We start from the raw sequence: 17,787 nt of genomic DNA, 5'->3' as shown, positions 1-17,787 counted from the left end.
ATTGTAATTCGATCCGTTACGGCGCACCCCTTGCGTAGCTGTCTGGGACAATCCTACACTGGCCTGACATCGAACACGTAGTACTAGGTACTCAGTGTTGCACCAAGGACGGTCAAAGATGACAAGTGCGCCTCCCGCAACCACCTACCCGAAGGCTCGGCGGATCAGTTTCCGTTTCGAGCAACACAATTCGAACGATAAGTACTTCGTCGACGGCGATATGGTCTTCAGCCACTTCGTCGCCGGACTCTCCGGCGGATTCCCGCCGGGCGAGGAATCCTTCATCCGCTCGGTCCGCCGCGTGGCCGAACTCGTCACCGATCCGGTATTGAAGAAGCGTGTCGCCGGCTTCATCGGCCAGGAGGCCATGCACGGCCAGGAGCATCGCGAACTCAACGGCAAACTCGTGGATATGGGCTATCCCATCGAGTGGATCGACACCGATCAGGCCAAGGAGCGCATGCTCCGGCTCGAGGAGCGATTCGCGCCCCTGGTTCATCTGGCCGCGACCGCGGCCGCCGAGCACTACACCGCCGTACTCGCGCAGCGGGTGCTCTCCAGTGACGAAATCCAGAACATTCCGGCCTCACCCGAGTTCTGGCATCTGCTGAATTGGCATGCGCTGGAAGAACTCGAGCACAAGTCGGTGGCCTTCGACGTCTTCCGGGCGGTCGGCGGCTCCGAGCGCACCCGCATCGGCGTCATGGCCGGCCTGTTCGCCTTCACCATGCCTTTCACCTTCGGTTCCCTGGCGATTTCGCTGGCCCGGGATCCCGTGGCGCGGCGGCAGCCCGTGCGCGTCGCGCAGGAGGCGTACGCCCTGTTCCGCGGACCCATCTTCCGCGGGCTCATGGCGGAGCTGGCCCAGTATCTGCGCCCCGGTTTCCATCCCGACGACATCGACACCCGCGCACTGCTCGAGCAGTGGCAGCAAAGGCTTTTCGGCGAAGACGGCGTGCTGGTCGATCACCTGAAGTAATCACAACTCCATCGAGAAAGGACCGACCAATGACGATCGGTCAGGACACCAAGTCCCTCACCCCCTATCCCAAGGTCCGGCGCATGCGATTCCGGTTCGGCCAGCCCGAACCGATGACGCACCAGTTCGTCCGGGACGACATTCCGCTGACCCACCTCATCGCCGTGCTCTCGGGCGCGTTCCCGCCGGGCGAGGAATCCTTCATCCGCTCGGTGCGCAAGTTCTCCGGTGGGATCACCGATCCCGTGCTCAAGAAGCGGGTGGCCGGCTTCATCGGCCAGGAGGCGGTGCACGGTCAGCAGCATCGCGTATTGAACGATCAGCTGATCGAGATGGGTTTCCCCATCGTGCGGATCTTCACCTTCGAACCCGGCGCGCTGCGGGAGCGGGCGCTGGTCAGGATCGAGAATCTGGTGCCGCGGCACGCGCACCTGGCCTTCACCGCGCTGGCCGAGCACTACACCGCGACGCTCGCGGCGCGGGTGCTCGGCGAGGAGGCCATCCAGACGATTCCGGGCGATCCCGAGGTCTGGAACCTGTTGAACTGGCACGCGTTCGAGGAACTCGAGCACAAATCCGTGGCCTTCGACGTGTATCGCGCCACCGGTGGTTCGGAGGCCCTGCGCATCGGATTGATGGCGGGCAGTTACGCACTCACCATTCCGGTGGTCGGGCTGGGCGTCGCCGTATCGATCCTCAGTGATCCACGCAGCTGGCGGCCGATCAAGGTGGCACGGCAATCGGTTCGGCTGGTCCGGGGACCGATCGTCAAGGGGCTCTTGAAGGAAATGCGCCCGTACATGCGGCCGGGCTTCCACCCCGACGATATCGACACCACGGAACTGCTGGAGCGCTGGCGAGCCGAACTGTTCGGCGCCCAGGGCGAACTTGTCGATCGCATCGGCTGAGCCGGGCAGACGGACACGAGGAAAAAGTATGAGCGGCATCGACTTCGGCACGGGTGCGCCGGACGCTGCTCGTCCCGACTACGAGGTCATCGTGGTCGGGGCGGGGTTCGGCGGTATCGGCACCGGTATCGCCCTGCAGCGCAAGGGCATTCACGATTTCATCATTGTGGACAAGTGGGACCGGGTGGGCGGCACCTGGCATGCCAATACCTATCCCGGTGTGGCGGTGGACATCCCCTCGTTCATCTACAGCTTCTCCTATGAGCAGCGCGGAGACTGGTCGCGAATATTCGCGCCCGGCACCGAACTTCGCGACTATGCCGAGGACATGGTCGACAAGTACGGACTGCGCGGCAAACTGCGGTTGAACACCACCATCGTGGCGGCCGATTTCGACGATGACAGCAGCCTGTGGCGTTTGACCACCGACGGCGGGCAGCAGCTCACCGCCCGGTACGCGGTACTCGCCATCGGCGGACTGGAACGGCCGAAGATGCCGGATATCGAGGGGGTCAACGATTTCGGCGGCACCCTCGTGCACACCGCCATGTGGGACCACGATGTGGACCTGCGCGGTAAGCGGGTCGCCGTGATCGGCACCGGGGCAACGGCATTGCAGTTGATCCCGGCGATCGTGGAGGAGACCGCACATCTCACCGTCTTCCAGCGCACGCCGATCTGGGTGTTTCCGAAGAACGATTCGGAGGTCGGTCTGCTCGGCCGGCAGATACTGGGGCGCAAGCGAATTCGGTCCGCACTGCGGGCCGTCGGCAATGTGGGCACCGAACTGGCCATGAGCGGCATGGTGGCCGGTCCGGCCTGGCTCACCGATACCAGCCGCCGGCTGGCGGAAGTGCCTGTCCGCCAGTGGATGCGGCGGCAGGTCGACGATCCGGTGCTCCGGGAGAAGCTCATGCCGAAGTACGGGCTCGGCTGCAAGCGGCCCTCCATGTCCAATGACTATCTGAAGACGTTCAATCGCACGGACGTCAGCCTGGTCACCGATTCCATCGCGCGCATCACCGAAAACGGTGTGGTCACCGTGGACGGAACCGAGCACGAGATCGATGTGCTCATCTGCGCGACCGGATTCAAACTCTGGGAAAAGGGTTCGGTACCGCCGTTTCCCATGCGCGGGCGGCGGGGCATCGACCTGGAGACCTTCTGGGACGAGCATCGCTACCAGTCCTATCAGGGCGTGTCGGTGCCGGGATTCCCCAATGCCTTCACCATTACCGGTCCGTACGGATTTGTGCTCGGCTCCTACATCTGGATGATCGAGGCCACTGCCGCACATCTGAGCCGGGCCATTGCCGAGTCGAAACGGCGCGGCGCCACCGAGATCGAGATCCGGCAGGAGGTGCACGACGAGTACTTCGCGAAATGCCTGCGCCGGCAGGAGAAGAACTTCCTGTTCACCCCGGCCTGTGCGGGTTCCAACACCTACTACATCGACGATCACGGCGATTCCCCGTTCCGCCCGTCCACACATGGCGAGATGTACTGGCAGAACCGGCATTTCGATCTCGATGTCTATCGCTACACCGTGGGCGCACCCGTCCGCGCGGCGAGTGTCGTGCTGTCCGAGGAGGCGCTGTGAAGATCAACGATATCGATCCCCGGCTGGTGGTGGTCACCGGTGCGGGCAGCGGCATCGGCCGCGCGGTCGCCCAGCGGTTCGCACGTGGGGGAGCGCAGGTCGTCGTCTCCGATATCGACAAGGATGCGGCGCTGGCCACGGTCGCGCTCATCCAGGCGCGCGGGCAGCGGGCCGTGGCCATGCAGCTGGACGTCACCGATTCGTCGGCATGGGGCGCCTTCGCCCGGGATGTGCACGCCGACCACGGGGTACCGGACGTGCTGGTCAATAATGCCGGAATCCTGGTCAGCGGAGCGTTTTTGGATCTGGAGCCGAAGGATTGGGACAAGCAGCTCGGCGTCAATCTGCTGGGTGTCGTCTACGGCTGCCGGGCCTTCGGACGGCTGATGATCGACGAGGGCAAGCGCGGGCACATTGTCAATATCGCGTCGGCGGCCGCCTTCACACCGACGCCGGTGATGTCGGCCTATTCGGTGTCCAAGGCCGGGGTGAAGATGCTCACCGAATGCCTGCGGCTCGAACTCGCACCGAAAGGCGTTGGGGTGAGCGCGATCTGCCCCGGCGTGATCAATACCAATATCGGCGACCACGCCACCACCGTCGGCGTCGATCCGGTGCTGGTCGAACGCGGTAAGGAGATAGCCAGGCAGGTGCAGGACATCGCGGCCCGGCTGCCGTTCTCACCGCTGAGCCCGGATCTGGTGGCGCGGGCGGTGGTGCGCGCGGTGAACTACGACCTGGCCGTGGTGCCGGTCCGCGCCGAGGCGTGGCTCGGATACTTCATGCTGCGCATCGCTCCGGGTGTGAATCGCCGTATCACCCAGCCGATTTCGATGGAGCGCATCGAATCGGCCGGGGCCTGGCTGCTGCAACAGTTCGGCATCGACGCTCCCCGGGAGGTTGCCGCCGACAGTAGAAAGGGCGCGACGGTATGAACGCACGCGCACACCAGATCAAGGTGCGCGAAGTCATCAGCGAGACCGCCGACGCGGTCTCGCTGGTCTTCGATATCCCCGAAGATCTCGGCCGCCGATTCGCCTACTCGCCAGGGCAATTCCTGACGCTGCGTGTGCCGAGCGAGCACACCGGTTCGGTGGCCCGCTGCTATTCGCTCTCCAGCAGTCCGCACTGCGACGACCGCCCGGCCGTGACCGTCAAACGCACGGCCGGGGGATACGCCTCGAACTGGCTGTGCGACAACATCGCCGCCGGATCCGTGCTCACCGTGCTGGAGCCGGCGGGGAATTTCGTGCCGCGCGGCTGGAATCGGGATCTGCTGCTGTGTGCGGCGGGCAGCGGAATCACCCCGATCATGTCGATTCTCAAATCGGCGCTCACTCTCGGCCGGTCGAAAGTGGTGGTGCTGTACGCGAATCGTGATCGGCAGTCGATCATCTTCGCGCGGCAGCTGCAACAGCTCGTGCAGCGGTATCCGCGGCGGCTCATCGTGCAGCACTGGCTGGAATCGGAGCGCGGGCTGCCGGAGGCCCGCGCGATCGCCGGGTGGGCGCGGCCATACCGCAATTACGAGGTGTACCTGTGCGGCCCAGCCGGATTCGCCCTGGCGATCAGGCAGGGCCTGGCACAATTGAGGATCCCCGAGCGCGCGATCCGCCAGGAGGAGTACCGCTCGCTGACGGAGAACCCGTTCGAGCAGCCGATACCCGTGGTCGCGGCCGCGTCCGCGGCGACCGCCGTATCCGCCCGCCTGCCGGGCGATACCCCGACGGTTCAGGTCGACATCGATGGCGATACCCATGCGCTGCCCTGGCCGCGTGGGAAGAAGCTGCTCGATGTGCTTCTCGACCACGGCATCGACGCGCCCTACGTATGCCGCGAATCCGCCTGCGGCACCTGCGTATGCCGCGTGGCGCGGGGCCGCACGCGCATGCTGATGAACGAGGCCCTCATCGACGAGGAACTCGCCATGGGCCTGACGCTGGCCTGCCAGACCCTGCCCGAATCCGACGATCTGCACATCACCTTCGATCAGTGACCACCGCTCCGGCTCGACAATGAGGTTGCCCGCATGCTTACTCTGCCCGAAGGGATTCGCGGCTCCGCCGACTCCCGCTTCGCCGCCCCCGTGCGGACGTTCTCCCGCCTGTTCGCCCGTTATCTGCGCACCGGCGGGGCACTCGCGGTCTATCTGCACGGTGAACCCGTGGTTGGTATCTGGACCGGGACCGCCGATGCGGCCGGCGAAATCCCCTGGGACGCAGACACCGCCGCCCTGAGCTTCTCCACCACCAAGGGCATCACCTCGATGGTGGTGCACCGGCTGGCCGACCGCGGGCTGCTCGACTACGACACCCCCGTCGCCGAGTACTGGCCCGAATTCGCCGACGGTGGCAAGAACTCCATCACCGTGCGCGACCTGCTCGCACACCGCGCCGGGCTCTCGGACCTGCGCCGGGTGCTGGACCAGCCCGGCGATGTGCTCGACCACGTGCTCATGGAGCACCGCATGGCCGCCGCGACTCCCGACTGGACGCGCGGATTACCGGTCTATCACGCAGTCACTTTCGGCTGGCTGCTCGGCGGACTGTGCCGCGCGGTCACCGGCCAGGGTATGGCTGACCTGTTCCGCACCGAACTGGCTGATCCGCTGGGCCTGACCGGTCTGCACCTCGGCCATCCCGCCGACGGCACCACGGTCGCCGAGCTGGTCGGCCCGAGCCTCGCGGCCACCGGCACCCGGCTGGGCAAGCCGCTCACCGCGGCCGCCGCCCGCATCCCCGTCCTCGGCAAAGCCATCAGCTCCATGCACTTCCCCGGCGGCGAAGAAGCCCTCCGCGGCCCGGTCCCACCGCTGCTGAGCACCGAAAACGGTGCAGCCACAGGCGTCTTCACCGCCGACGCGATAGCCCGCGTCTACGCGGTCATCGCAGGCGACGGCGCCTTCGAGGGCGTCCAACTCCTCACCCCCGAAACCGCCCGCGCCCTCGACCGCTCCACCCGCATCAGCCCCGACCCCCGCCGCGCCTTCTGGCACCTCGGCTACCACCCCCTGCCGACTCTCGGCGCCCCACGTGGTTTCGGTCACCTCGGCCTCGGCGGCTCCGGTGGCTGGGCCGACCCCGCCTCCGGCCTCGCCGTCGGCTTCGTCCACAACCGCCTGGACCTGTCCCTGCTTCCCCTGGACATGTCCCTCCTGTCAGTCCTGCTCCCCACCATCACCCGCTCCGCCGCAACCCCCGCCCGCCCCGTCCGCACGGCCCGAGCCGCCTGACCCCTCCGCATCGTCCCGTCATCCCGGCATGTTTTGGCCGGGATCCACCGAGATTGGTTGAGTACCAACAGGTGTGGATCCCGGCCAAAAACGCGCCGGGATGACGGGTGCACGTTCCGCGTCGGTCGGGTGTGCGTTCCGCGTCAGTCGGACTGAATGCTTACTCGGACCGGGAGAGTTCCGCGCGGGCCGCTGTCACCATCGCCGTGATCGCCGCCGGCAGTGTCTGTTCCGGGTCCGGGGCGAACCGGGGGGAGTGGTTGGAGGGGAAGCGGGGCGGGATGGTGTGCTCGGTGAGCATGATGTGCTGGTCTTCTTCGGTGAAGCGGACCCAGTCGATGCCGCCGATGTGCCAGAAGACCGAGGGGACCCCGGCGGCGGTGCCGAAGACGCCGAAATCCTCACTGCCGGTGAGGGGATTGTCGAGCGGCATATAGGGGACGCCCGCGGCGGCGAGGGTGGCCATCACCCGCTCGGTATCGCCGGGGGTGTTGACGGTGACCGGGAAGTGGTCGTAGGGCACGAACTCCGGCGGCTTCGGTGCGCCCGCCCCGGTCGCCTCGGACTCGGCCAGGCGCTGCAGATCGTCGAGTATGCGCTGCCGTGCCGTATCGCTGAAAGTGCGCAGCGTCAAAAGCAATTCGGCGGTTTCGGAGATGATATTCGGCCGGGTGCCCGCGTGCAGCGCGCCCGCGGTGAGCACCGCGGAGGCGGGCACGGCGGACTGCCGGGCGGTCAGCGTCTGCATGCGCACCACCAGTGAGGCCGCCATGAGCAGCGGATCCACCGCCAGATGTGGCTGTGAGCCGTGGCCGCCGCGACCGGTGAAGGTCACCCGAATCGAATCGGAGGCCGCCATCAGCGGTCCGCTGCGGCTGATGACCAGTCCGGCGGGCAGCGGCGCGACATGCTGACCCAGCACGATGGCCGGCTTCGGAAAACGCTGCACCACACCGTCGTCGACCATGCGCTGGGCGCCGGCGCCGGTCTCCTCGGCGGGCTGGAAGATCGCGACCACCGTCCCGGTCGGCCGCGGCCCCGTCGCAAGCTCCGCACACGCACCCAGTAGCGCCGCGACGTGCACATCGTGCCCGCAGGCATGCATGACACCGGACACGGTGGACGCGTACGCCAGCCCGGTGTCCTCCTGCACCGGCAGTGCGTCCATATCGGCGCGCAACCAGATCACCGGTCCGGGACCGCCCTGCAGCACACCGACCACGCCGGTGCCGCCGACCCTCTCGGTCACTTCCCAGCCGGGCAGCGCGCGCAATTCCTCGGCCACCAGCCGGGCGGTGCCGTGCTCTTCGCCGGACAGTTCCGGGTGCGCGTGCAACTGGCGGTACACCTGCAGCCAGTGCTCGCCGGTCGCGGGCTCGTGCAGTTCGGGAGTGGTCGTCACGAGTGAATCTCCTTCGGGGGGATGGTCACCGGCGTGCGGGCCGCGATCTTGGCCCAGAACGCGTCGGCGGTTTGCGGGACCAGGGCCGCGGCAATGATCGCCAGCAGCGGCCCGATGGCCATGGTTTCGAAAGCTGTTGTGTAGGAGTAGCGATCGGTCATGAAGCCGAACAGCGAGGGGCTGATGATGCCCGCGACCTGACCGCCGAAGATGATCACCCCGGACGCCACGCCCATATACGCGCTGGGCAGCGCCCGCAGCGGCACCGAGAAGGCGGGCATATAGGCCAGCCCGGCCACCAGGCTCATCACCGTCGCCACCATCACGAACAGCGGGAACGACTCCAGCCGGGGCAGCACGAAAAGCATGATCGCGGTGGCCGCCATGGAGGGGATGACAATCCGCCGCGGGCGGCCGCCCATCCGATCCGACAGTCGCGCCCCGAGCACCACCCCGGCCGCCGCGGCCAGTGTCGACGGCACCGCCGCCACCGCGACCATCGTGATCGACAGCCCGCGCTCCTCCTGCAGGAAGGTCGGCGTCCAGGCGGTGACGCCCCACACCAGCACGTCGTAACCGAAGAAGATGGCGGCGAAGCCCAGCAGCGCCGGCGAGAACAGCACCGCCCGCCGGCCCGCGGCGGCGCTCGCCTTGTCCGCGGGAATATCGTCCTGCGGCAAGGGCTGCGGCATCCAGCGCCGCCAGGCCAGGATGACCAGGACGCCGAGCACCGAGATCAGCCCGAACATCACCCGCCAGCCGACGGTCGGCAGCATGATGCCCGCGAGCACCGACGCCAGCAGAATGCCGACCGCATTGGAGGCATTGGTCCACCCGGTCGCGGTGGTGCGCTGCTCCGGTGTGGTGCGTTCGGCCAGCGCCTTGAGCGCGGCGGCCGGGAACACGCCCTGCACCACCCCGAACAGGAATCGCATGCACAGCAGTGCCGCGAAAGACCATGCGATGGCGGTCAACCCGGTGAAGACGGACCACGCGACAAGTCCGATGGTGCCGACCTTCAGCGCACCGTAGCGGTCCGCGAGCAGTCCGCCCGGCACCTGCACCGCCGCGTACGCGACGAAGAACACCGATACCAGCAGTCCCAGCCGAGTGTGATCGAGATCGAGGTCGCGGCCGATCGACGGCAACGCGAAATTGATCACGGTCCGATCGATGTAGTCGACGACCCATGCCGCGAACAGCAGCATGACGGTCAGCCGGGTGGTACGTGGCATCGTTGCCCCTTCATGAGACGGAGCCCTGACGCGGCCTCTATGCGCGAATGCCACAATGACCTCCATGGCCGAGGATATGGCTGAAACGCCGGATATCGCCATGCGAGATGGGCTCACGCCGGAATCCGGCGCTGACGTGAGCTTCGGTGAGACCGATCTGGATCTGGTGAACGCGCTGCAGATCAATCCGCGCGCGTCCTGGACCCGTATCGGCGCCTCGCTCGAACTGGACGCCACCACCGTCGCCCGGCGCTGGCAGCGGCTCGCCGACGCCGGTCTGGCCTGGTTGACCGCGTACGGCATGGAGTTCGCCCTTGTCGGATATATCCGGCTGCGCTGCCGGCCCGAGGCGCTCGCCGCGCTCTCCGAGCAGGTGTGCGCCTGTCCGTATATCTTCTCGGTGGAGCGCACCAGTGGCCGCTATCAGCTGCAGATCTCGGTGGCCGTCGAAGACCTTGCCGCCCTTGACGATTTCGCGGTCCGCTGGCTGGGTGAGCTGCGCGGCGTGGCCGAAGTGTGCACCTCGGTGGGCCTGCACATCTATGTGGAGGGCGGGCAGTGGCGGCCGCAGGCGCTCGATCCGGTGCAGCGCACCCTGCTCACCGACGGACCACAGCCGCGGCGCGGTTCGCCGTTCCTGCCCCCGCGCACTCGCGCGGGGGACCGGGATCTGGTGCTGGCACTGTCGGCCGACGGTCGCCGCAGCGCCGCCGATCTCGCACAGGACACCGGTCTCAGTGAGACGACGGTGCGCCGCCGCCTCGTGGAGATGACCAAGTCGGGCCGCCTGCTGATTCGCTGCGACTTCGCCCAGCAGTTCGCCGGATGGTCCGTGAACACCAACTTCTGGGCCCGGTTGCCCGCCGGCGAACTGCCTACGCTCGGCGCCGAGCTCGCCCAATGGCCCGAGATCCGGCTGTGTGCGGCCACCACCGATGCCGGCAATGTGCACATCATTGCCTGGCTGCGCACGCAGCACGAATGCATCCTCCTGGAAAACCGTCTGGCGCAAAGCTTTCCGAATCTGCACATTACCGAGCGGCAGATCACGCTGCGCGCCCTCAAACGTATGGGCAGGCTGCTGAGCCCGGCGGGCCGCGCCGTCGGACATGTGCCCTTCGCAGTCTGGCCGTCTCCGGTGGCGGGCCGGGCAACATAGGGGCACACGCGAACGAACGTCTGTGGGTCGCTCGCCGATGTGCAAGTGCCCAGCCGCCGCGCGGGCCTGCTGGATTTCTGCACACAGATGCGCCGTGCCGCGCGCTCTAGGCTTCTTCCGTCGGATAAATCGACCCGCGGATTGAACCCGGCCGCCGCCCACATCGTTGAACCTCATGAGTGATCGCGAACCGGTTGCGGCAGCGAGGCCGATTCGGGTGGGCAGCACCTCCGAATCAGGGCCCTGCCGGGCTTCGCTCAATGGGGGCTTTCGCACGCCTGAAGTGGTTGTGTACCAGCGCTTTTCAGGCAATCTGTGACCTGCAACACATTGCGAGGTATGACTGATCGTGGATACATTGTGGACGATGTATCGGGGGCAATGTAATTCGAAACGGGGAATTGTGTCCGAACGTGGAGCAGTCGAGACCGTTGCCGACGTCATCGTGGCGAGGCTGGGCGAATACACCGAGCACCTCTTCGGAGTGGGCGGAGCCAATATCGAGGACATCTACGATGCGGTGCAGCGCCGCCCGGAGCTCATGACGGGGATCGTCGCCAAACATGAGTTCGGGGCCGCCACCATGGCCGACGGTTATGCCCGCGCCACCAACCGGCTCGGCGTCGTGGCCGCCACCTCCGGTGGGGGTGCCATGAATTTGCTTGCGGCACTTGCCGAATCCTACGACTCGCGGGTGCCGGTGCTGGCCCTGGTCGGCCAGGCGCCGACCGGATTGGAGGGCAGGGGCGCCTTCCAGGACACCAGCGGCGGCGCGGGGCGGCTCGATGCCGAGCGGATCTTCGGCGCGGTCAGTCGCAGTTGCGTGAAAGTGACTCGGCCGCAGGATATTCACGCCGAGCTGGATCGGGCGATCGAGGCGGCATTCGCCGGTGGGCCGGCGGTTCTGCTGCTACCCAAGGATATTCAGGCAGCGCCGGTACCGGGCCGGATGCACCGGGCGGGGGTATCGGAGCCCGCGCCGGTGGACGCACCGCTCGACGCCGACGCGGTGCTGCCGGCGGGCGGGCGGGGGCCCGCGGTCATCATCGCCGGGCCGGAGATCGCCCGCGCGAATGCCCGGGCCGAGCTCGCCGCGCTGGCGGAGGCCCTGGATGCCTCGGTGCTGGTCACTCCGGATGCCAAGGACGCCTTCCCGAATCGGCATCCGCGCTTCGCCGGTGTCACCGGCGTCATGGGGCATCCGCACGCGCCGGCCCTGGTCGCGGGTGCGGGACTGTGCGTGCTGGCCGGTGCGGCGCTGCCGATCACCGCGCGCGCCGGCTTGGATGCGGCGCTGGCCGCCTGCCCGCGGGTGCTGCATCTGGGTGCCGACGAACCCTTCGTGCCCGCCCATGTCCGGGTCCGGGGATCGCTGCGGCATCGCCTGCTGGAGCTTGCGGTGCACACCTCACACCGGGGATCCGCTGCGGCGCAGGTGAATACGGGTGAGCTCCCGGAGTTGAAACCGCCACCGGCGATCGGGCCGGGCGTGCGCTACCGCGCGGCGGTGACCGCGCTCGCCGCGCACCTGGATTCCGGCACCGATGTGGTTGCCGACGCGGGCAATACCGGTGCGGCGGTCGTACACCATCTGCCCGTGCCCGAGGGCGGCCGATTCCTCATCGCGCTCGGCATGGGCGGTATGGGCTACGCCTTCGGCGCGGGTATCGGCAGCGCTCTCGGCCGTGGCCGCCGGACCTTCGTCATCGCCGGTGACGGTGCGTATTTCATGCACGGCAACGAGGTGCACACCGCCGTCGAATATCAGGCCCCGGTCACGTTCGTCATTTTCAACAACAATGCGCACGCCATGTGCGTCACGCGCGAACAGGTCTACTACTCGGGCGATTACAGCTTCAATCGCTTCCGGCCCGCGGATATCGGCGCGGGTGTGGCCGCCATGTACCCCCAGCTGCCCGCCTGGATCGCCACCACGCTCGACGAATTCGAGACCGCCCTGGACAAGGCCCACGACGAAGTGGGACCCGTATTCATCGAAATCCTCTGCGACCCAGACGAACTACCGCCGTTCGCACCCTTCCTGAAGGAGTCCTCCGCATGACCGATACCGTCAAGGCCGAACCCGTCGAAGTGCCGCACCTCGAGATCCCGGGCGTCTACCGCATCGAGACCATGACCCTCAAGGAGGGCATGCCGATGGTGCTGGATATGACCCGCGCGGTGTATCCGCACGATGAGATCTTCGGCGACTACTGCACGGTCAACGAGTACATCGACGCCCCGCCGGACGAGGTCTTCGACTACCTCTCCGATACCCGCAGTCTGTGCGAATGGACCTACAGCATGCGGGGTTTCGAGCGCACCGATCAGCCGGATCTGTGGGTTTCCGATGACCGCATCGGCTCGAACACCCGCATCTACACTCGCACCGAATCCAGCCGTGAGACCCGCACCGTCGACTACCACTGCGCCTGGGACCAGGGCGAACACCTGTGGATGATCTACCTGATGCGAGTGGTGGACGCGCAGAAGTTGTTCAACAAGCCGGGTTCGGTGGTGCTGTGGACGAATTGCCACCACCCCTTCTACGACGAGAACGCGTATCCGGAGACCGCGCCGGCCGATCGCCCGGTGTGGGTCGGCGATTTCTGGCACCTCTTCGCCGCCGGTCACCTGCTGGAACTGCGCAACCTCAAGGCCATCTGCGAGCACCGCCATGCCAACGGCCAGCCGATCAAGCCCGAATGGATGAACTGAGTATGAGCACCGAAACCGTCAGCCTCATCGATGTAGCCGGGTATCTACCCGAAACTGTCGTTCCCGCAGACTATTTCGCGCAGTACGCGGACGCGGAGGATATCACCGCGAACATCATGTTCAAGGCGCCGAAGTTCCGGCACCATGTCGCGCCGGGTGAGTCGCCCGCCGATATGGCCGAGCGCGCGGTGGCGCCGCTGCTGGCCCGTCAGGGGCGAGACATCTTGCGCGACATCGACATTCTGATCGTGCACACCCAGCTGCCGGAGACGGCCATCGTCGGCAACGGCGGTGAGGTGGCCGCGCGCCTGGGCATCAATCCCGAATGGCTGATCGATCTGCACAATGGCGGCTGCGCGGCCTTCGTGCACGCCATGAAGCTGGCCCGGCAGATCATGGTGAGCACCGATGCCAAGGCGGCGCTCATCGTCAATGTGCAGAATGCGGCCGGTCAGATCTTCACCCAGGAGCAGGTGCGCGGTAAGCCGCAGGCCGCCATCCCCGGTGACGGCGCGGGTGCGGGACTGCTGGTGAAGAACGGTGATTCGCCGATTCTCGATATCGAGACCCGGCATCTGCCGCAGTTCGCGGGGCAGATGACCGTGCTCGCCGATCCGCCCCGCAAGTACTGGGAGGCCGGGCCGGGGCAGATGCATGTGGGATTCACCGAATCCAAGATCGCGAAGGTGCTGGGCCGGGGTAACAAGATCGTGCCCGAGGTGGCGCAGGCCGTGTGCAAGCGAATCGGTGTCCCCTCCAGTGAGCTGGATCTGTTGATCACCAATCAGCCCAACCGCGCCTTCCTGCGCAACTGGCGTGATGCGCTGCAGCTGCCGCAGGAACGGCATCCCGATACCTTCGACGAGTGCGGAAACCTTTTCGGCGCGGGCATTCCCGTCACCTTCGACCGTGCGGTCGATGAGGGGCGCGTCTCCGCCGGATCGCTGGTGATGCTGGCCGGATTCGCGCATGCGGGCGATTTCGCGGCGGCTGCCGCGGTGCGCTGGGGCGGACGCTGAGAGACGACGATGGCTCCCCTCGCCTGGATCGGGCATCAGTTACAGCTCAATGAAAACCCCTATGGCCCACCACCTTCCGTACGCGAGGCCCTATCGGCCGCACTCTCCTCCGCGAACCGGTATCCGGAATTCCTGCCGCAGCGACTGCCCCGGCTCATTGCCGAACGGCTCGGCGTCGCACCCGACCGCATAGTGGTGGGCGCGGGGGCGACCGGCGTGATCATGCATATCGTGCAGGAGTTCGGTTCCGGCGGTTCGAGTGTTGTCATGGCCGTGCCGACCTTCGACGGATATCCGATCCTGACGTCTATGGCCGGTGGCCGGCCGGTGACGGTACCGCTCATGCTGGACGGGCGGCAGGATCTGGACGCCATCGCCGAGGCGGTGGACGAGCAGACCCGGCTGGTAGTGCTGTGCAGTCCGCACAATCCGACCGGAACACTCATCACGCCACCGGAATTCGAGAAGTTCCTGCTTCGAATTCCGGCCGCGGTCACCGTCGTGCTGGACGAGGCGTATGTGGATTTTGTCGCACCGGGTGAGCGCATCGACGTGCTGACGCTGCTCGACGAGAATCCGAATCTGCTTGTCCTGCGTACCTTTTCGAAGGCGTACGGGCTCGCGGCACTGCGGGTCGGCTACGCCGTCGGCGCTCCGGCGCTGATCGAGCGGGTGTCCCGCTGGCAGCTGCCCTTCGGCATGAACGCACTCGCCGAGGTGGCGGTGCGGGCCTGCTATGCGGCGGAACCGGAGATCGCGGAACGGGTGACGGTCATCGGCGAGCACCGGCGCCGGCTCACCGCCGGGCTGCGCGATCTCGGCCTGTGCGTACCCGACAGCTATGCCAACTTCTCCTATCTGACCCTGCCCGGCCCGGATATCGATCGGGTCGGAACCGCCTTGGCGGGGGCGAACATCCACGTCAAGCACTATCCGACCGGTTTGCGCATCACCGTAGGCGACCGGGTGGCCACCGACGCGGTTCTCCATACCGTGCGCAGTACAGTGCAGTAATGTCAGAAAATCCGTCTTCTGAACCCGCCGGGCATCGGGTCGGAGCGGACGAGGAGATCGACTACGCACTGTTGTCGCTGAGTGCGCAGCTGTGCTTTGCGCTGTACTCCACGTCGCGGTCCATGACCGCTGCCTACCGTCCCTTCCTGGACGATATGAAACTCACCTATCCGCAGTACCTGGTGCTGCTGACGCTGTGGGAACGTCCGGGCATCACCATGAAGGAGCTGGGCGAGCAGATCCACCTCGACTACGGCACCCTCTCGCCGCTGGTACAGCGGTTGCAGGCCGGTGGACTGGTCGAGAGCGTACGCAGTGTCGCGGACGGGCGGGCGGTGGTGCTGCACGCCACCCCCGCCAGTCAGCAATTGCAGGGTCCCGCACAGCGCATGATTCACGCGGTGCTGGACTCCGTCGGCATCCCCCTCGAAGATATCGAGGCGCTCCGGGACCAGGTCAACGCCCTGGGACTGCGGCTCGACGCCATGGTCACCGCGGCCCGCGCCCGCTGAGCCTGCCCGGCCCGTCCTTTGGTCCGGGGCACACTCTGGTGAGGTCCGCGGTGTTCGCGCGCACATTGTGATCCACGGCGCACCGCACCAGCATTGTGAATTGGTCCTGGTTCGGGGGCCGTGCGAGAGTGTGCCCGCGTGCCGGACGATGCGGTCCGGGCAGGTCGGAGGAGAGGGGTCGTGGGACAGATGGGATCAACCTCGGTTGCACAGCGTGAATTCGAGGCGCCGGCGTCGTACGCCATCGCCGAGGGTGCGGCGCTGACCGATGTCGTCGACGGCCTCGCCGCGCATTCGCCGGATTTCGTGGCCTTCCAGCGGCCCGCCGCCGACGGGTGGAGCGAGGTGACGGCCGCGCAGTTCGCCGCCGAGGTGCGTGCGGTGGCCAAGGGGCTCATCGCCTCCGGTGTGCAGGCCGGGGATCGGGTTGCCATCATGGCCTCGACCCGGTACGAGTGGACGCTCATCGACTACGCCATCTGGACCGCCGGGGCGTGCACGGTCGCCATCTACGACTCCTCGTCGACCGATCAGGCGCGCTGGATCGTCGAGGATTCGGGTACGAAGCTGCTGATCGTGGAGAACGAGCGGCATGCGGTCACCGTCGCCGATATCGCGACGCCCGAGCTGCTCGAAACGCTGCGCATCGATGCGGGTGCGGTGGACGAACTCGTCGAACGTGGTGCCGCCGTTGACGACAGCGTGCTCGCCGAGCGCCGGGCCCGGGTGGGTTCCGCCTCCGCGGCGACGCTCATCTACACCTCGGGCACCACCGGACGTCCCAAGGGCGTGGTGCTCACGCACGCGAACCTGCTGGCCGAGTCGATCTCCGGCAAGATCGCGCTGCAGCACCTGCTCGCCGAGGGCAAGACGACGCTCATGTTCCTGCCGCTCGCGCACGTCTTCGCGCGGGCCATCGCGGTGGGCTCCCTCGCTGCCAAGGTGACCGTCGCGCACACGTCCGACTGGTCGACCCTGACGACCCAATTCGCTTCGTACAAGCCGGATTTCATCCTGGCCGTGCCCCGCGTCTTCGAGAAGGTCTACAACGGCGCCAAACAGCAGGCGCATGACGGCGGTAAGGGGCGCATCTTCGACCTGGCCGCGGATACCGCCATCGCCTGGAGCGAGGCGCAGGAGTGCGGCGGCGCGAGCCCGGTGCTGCGCCTGAAGCACGCCCTCTTCGACAAGCTCGTCTACTCGAAACTTCGGGCCGCCCTCGGCGGTCGCTGCACCGGCGCGGTCTCCGGCGGCGGTCCGCTCGGCGCGCGCCTCGGCCACTTCTTCCGTGGCATCGGCGTCCCCGTGTACGAGGGCTACGGCCTCACCGAGACCAGTGCGGCCATCACCGTGAATACGGTGTCGCACATGCGAGTCGGCACCGTCGGCCGCCCGATCGAAGGCAATGCGGTGAGCATTGCCGACGACGGCGAAGTCCTGCTGAAGGGTTCCGTGGTCTTCGACGGCTACTGGCACAATGACGCCGCCACCGCCGAATCCATTACCGAAGGCTGGTTCCACACCGGCGATCTCGGCGCTCTCGACGCCGACGGCTACCTCTCCATCACCGGCCGCAAAAAGGAAATCATCGTCACCGCCGCAGGCAAGAACGTCTCCCCAGCCCCCATGGAAGACACCCTCCGCGCCCACCCCCTCATCGGCCAGTGCATGATCGTCGGCGACAACAAGCCCTTCATCGGCGTCCTCATCACCCTCGACCGCGACGCCCTCCCCGGCTGGCGCGACCGCAACAACATCCCCGCCGACGTCACCATCGAAGCCCTCACCGCCAACCCAACCCTGGTAGCGGAAGTCGAAGCCGCAGTAGCTGATTCCAACACCAAAGTCTCAAAAGCCGAGTCCATCAAAAAGATCCGCATCCTCGCCGCAGACTGGACCCAGGAATCCGGCGAACTGACCCCCAAACTTTCCCTCAAACGCGCCGTCGTCCTGGAGAAATACGCCCCCGAGGTAGCGGCCATCTACTCCTGACAGCAGCATCCCCGCCC

Annotated in this window: 15 protein-coding genes; 13 read left to right on the top strand and 2 right to left on the bottom strand. The window is 66.8% G+C overall.

The genetic code is table 11. The features are described 5' to 3' along the window. The first annotated feature begins 118 nt into the window (after positions 1-118). Genes OG716_RS25115 through OG716_RS25090 form a run of 6 tightly spaced genes read left to right on the top strand, consistent with a single transcriptional unit; the run spans position 119 to position 6,719 of the window. A complete protein-coding gene (locus tag OG716_RS25115; protein WP_355122723.1) occupies positions 119-979 on the top strand; it encodes a metal-dependent hydrolase in 861 nt (286 codons plus the stop codon). 29 nt (positions 980-1,008) lie between these two features. Further along, on the top strand, positions 1,009-1,887 hold the full coding sequence (locus OG716_RS25110; RefSeq protein ID WP_405133201.1) for a metal-dependent hydrolase: 879 nt from the start codon (positions 1,009-1,011) through the stop codon (positions 1,885-1,887). A 28-nt stretch (positions 1,888-1,915) separates the two neighbouring features. Then, entirely contained in the window at positions 1,916-3,487 is a 1,572-nt protein-coding gene (locus tag OG716_RS25105) for a flavin-containing monooxygenase (RefSeq protein ID WP_405133200.1), read from the top strand. Next, complete coding sequence (locus OG716_RS25100; protein WP_405133199.1) at positions 3,484-4,422, top strand: SDR family NAD(P)-dependent oxidoreductase; 939 nt, start codon at positions 3,484-3,486, stop codon at positions 4,420-4,422. The genes OG716_RS25105 and OG716_RS25100 overlap by 4 nt, the downstream gene beginning before the upstream one ends. Further along, positions 4,419-5,483 (top strand): 2Fe-2S iron-sulfur cluster-binding protein, encoded by a 1,065-nt coding sequence (locus OG716_RS25095; protein WP_405133198.1) that lies wholly within the window; start codon positions 4,419-4,421, stop codon positions 5,481-5,483. The genes OG716_RS25100 and OG716_RS25095 overlap by 4 nt, the downstream gene beginning before the upstream one ends. Positions 5,484-5,516: 33 nt before the next feature. Next, positions 5,517-6,719, top strand: coding sequence for a serine hydrolase domain-containing protein (locus OG716_RS25090; RefSeq protein WP_405133197.1), 1,203 nt, complete (start codon positions 5,517-5,519; stop codon positions 6,717-6,719). A gap of 160 nt (positions 6,720-6,879) precedes the next feature. On the opposite strand, the gene OG716_RS25085 is transcribed toward OG716_RS25090, so the two are convergent. Continuing rightward, positions 6,880-8,121, bottom strand: coding sequence for an amidohydrolase (locus OG716_RS25085; protein WP_405133196.1), 1,242 nt, complete (start codon positions 8,119-8,121; stop codon positions 6,880-6,882). After that, positions 8,118-9,356: an MFS transporter gene (locus tag OG716_RS25080; protein WP_405133195.1), complete on the bottom strand. Its 1,239-nt coding sequence runs from the start codon at positions 9,354-9,356 to the stop codon at positions 8,118-8,120. Before OG716_RS25080 ends, OG716_RS25085 begins: the two co-directional genes overlap by 4 nt. Before the next feature lie 64 nt (positions 9,357-9,420). Here OG716_RS25080 and OG716_RS25075 point away from each other — a divergent pair, with 64 nt between their 5' ends. From OG716_RS25075 to OG716_RS25045, 7 genes are all read left to right on the top strand, one after another. Next, positions 9,421-10,515 carry an Lrp/AsnC family transcriptional regulator gene (locus OG716_RS25075; RefSeq protein WP_405133194.1) on the top strand — a complete coding sequence of 365 codons (1,095 nt, stop codon included), beginning with the start codon at positions 9,421-9,423 and terminating at the stop codon, positions 10,513-10,515. 403 nt (positions 10,516-10,918) lie between these two features. Then, entirely contained in the window at positions 10,919-12,577 is a 1,659-nt protein-coding gene (locus tag OG716_RS25070; protein WP_405133193.1) for a thiamine pyrophosphate-binding protein, read from the top strand. Further along, positions 12,574-13,233: an SRPBCC family protein gene (locus tag OG716_RS25065; RefSeq protein ID WP_405133192.1), complete on the top strand. Its 660-nt coding sequence runs from the start codon at positions 12,574-12,576 to the stop codon at positions 13,231-13,233. The genes OG716_RS25070 and OG716_RS25065 overlap by 4 nt, the downstream gene beginning before the upstream one ends. A gap of 2 nt (positions 13,234-13,235) precedes the next feature. Continuing rightward, positions 13,236-14,252 carry a 3-oxoacyl-ACP synthase III family protein gene (locus OG716_RS25060; protein ID WP_405133191.1) on the top strand — a complete coding sequence of 339 codons (1,017 nt, stop codon included), beginning with the start codon at positions 13,236-13,238 and terminating at the stop codon, positions 14,250-14,252. Positions 14,253-14,261: 9 nt separating this feature from the next. After that, positions 14,262-15,266, top strand: a complete 1,005-nt coding sequence (locus OG716_RS25055; protein WP_405133190.1) for a pyridoxal phosphate-dependent aminotransferase — start codon at positions 14,262-14,264, stop codon at positions 15,264-15,266. Beyond that, positions 15,266-15,778 carry a MarR family transcriptional regulator gene (locus tag OG716_RS25050; RefSeq protein ID WP_327144118.1) on the top strand — a complete coding sequence of 171 codons (513 nt, stop codon included), beginning with the start codon at positions 15,266-15,268 and terminating at the stop codon, positions 15,776-15,778. The genes OG716_RS25055 and OG716_RS25050 overlap by 1 nt, the downstream gene beginning before the upstream one ends. A 189-nt stretch (positions 15,779-15,967) precedes the next feature. Continuing rightward, complete coding sequence (locus tag OG716_RS25045; RefSeq protein ID WP_405139889.1) at positions 15,968-17,770, top strand: AMP-dependent synthetase/ligase; 1,803 nt, start codon at positions 15,968-15,970, stop codon at positions 17,768-17,770. Positions 17,771-17,787 lie beyond the last annotated feature (17 nt).

This window comes from Nocardia sp. NBC_01388 (assembly GCF_045040085.1).
GTDB lineage: Bacteria > Actinomycetota > Actinomycetes > Mycobacteriales > Mycobacteriaceae > Nocardia.
This window is presented reverse-complemented; position numbering and strand designations above follow the sequence as displayed.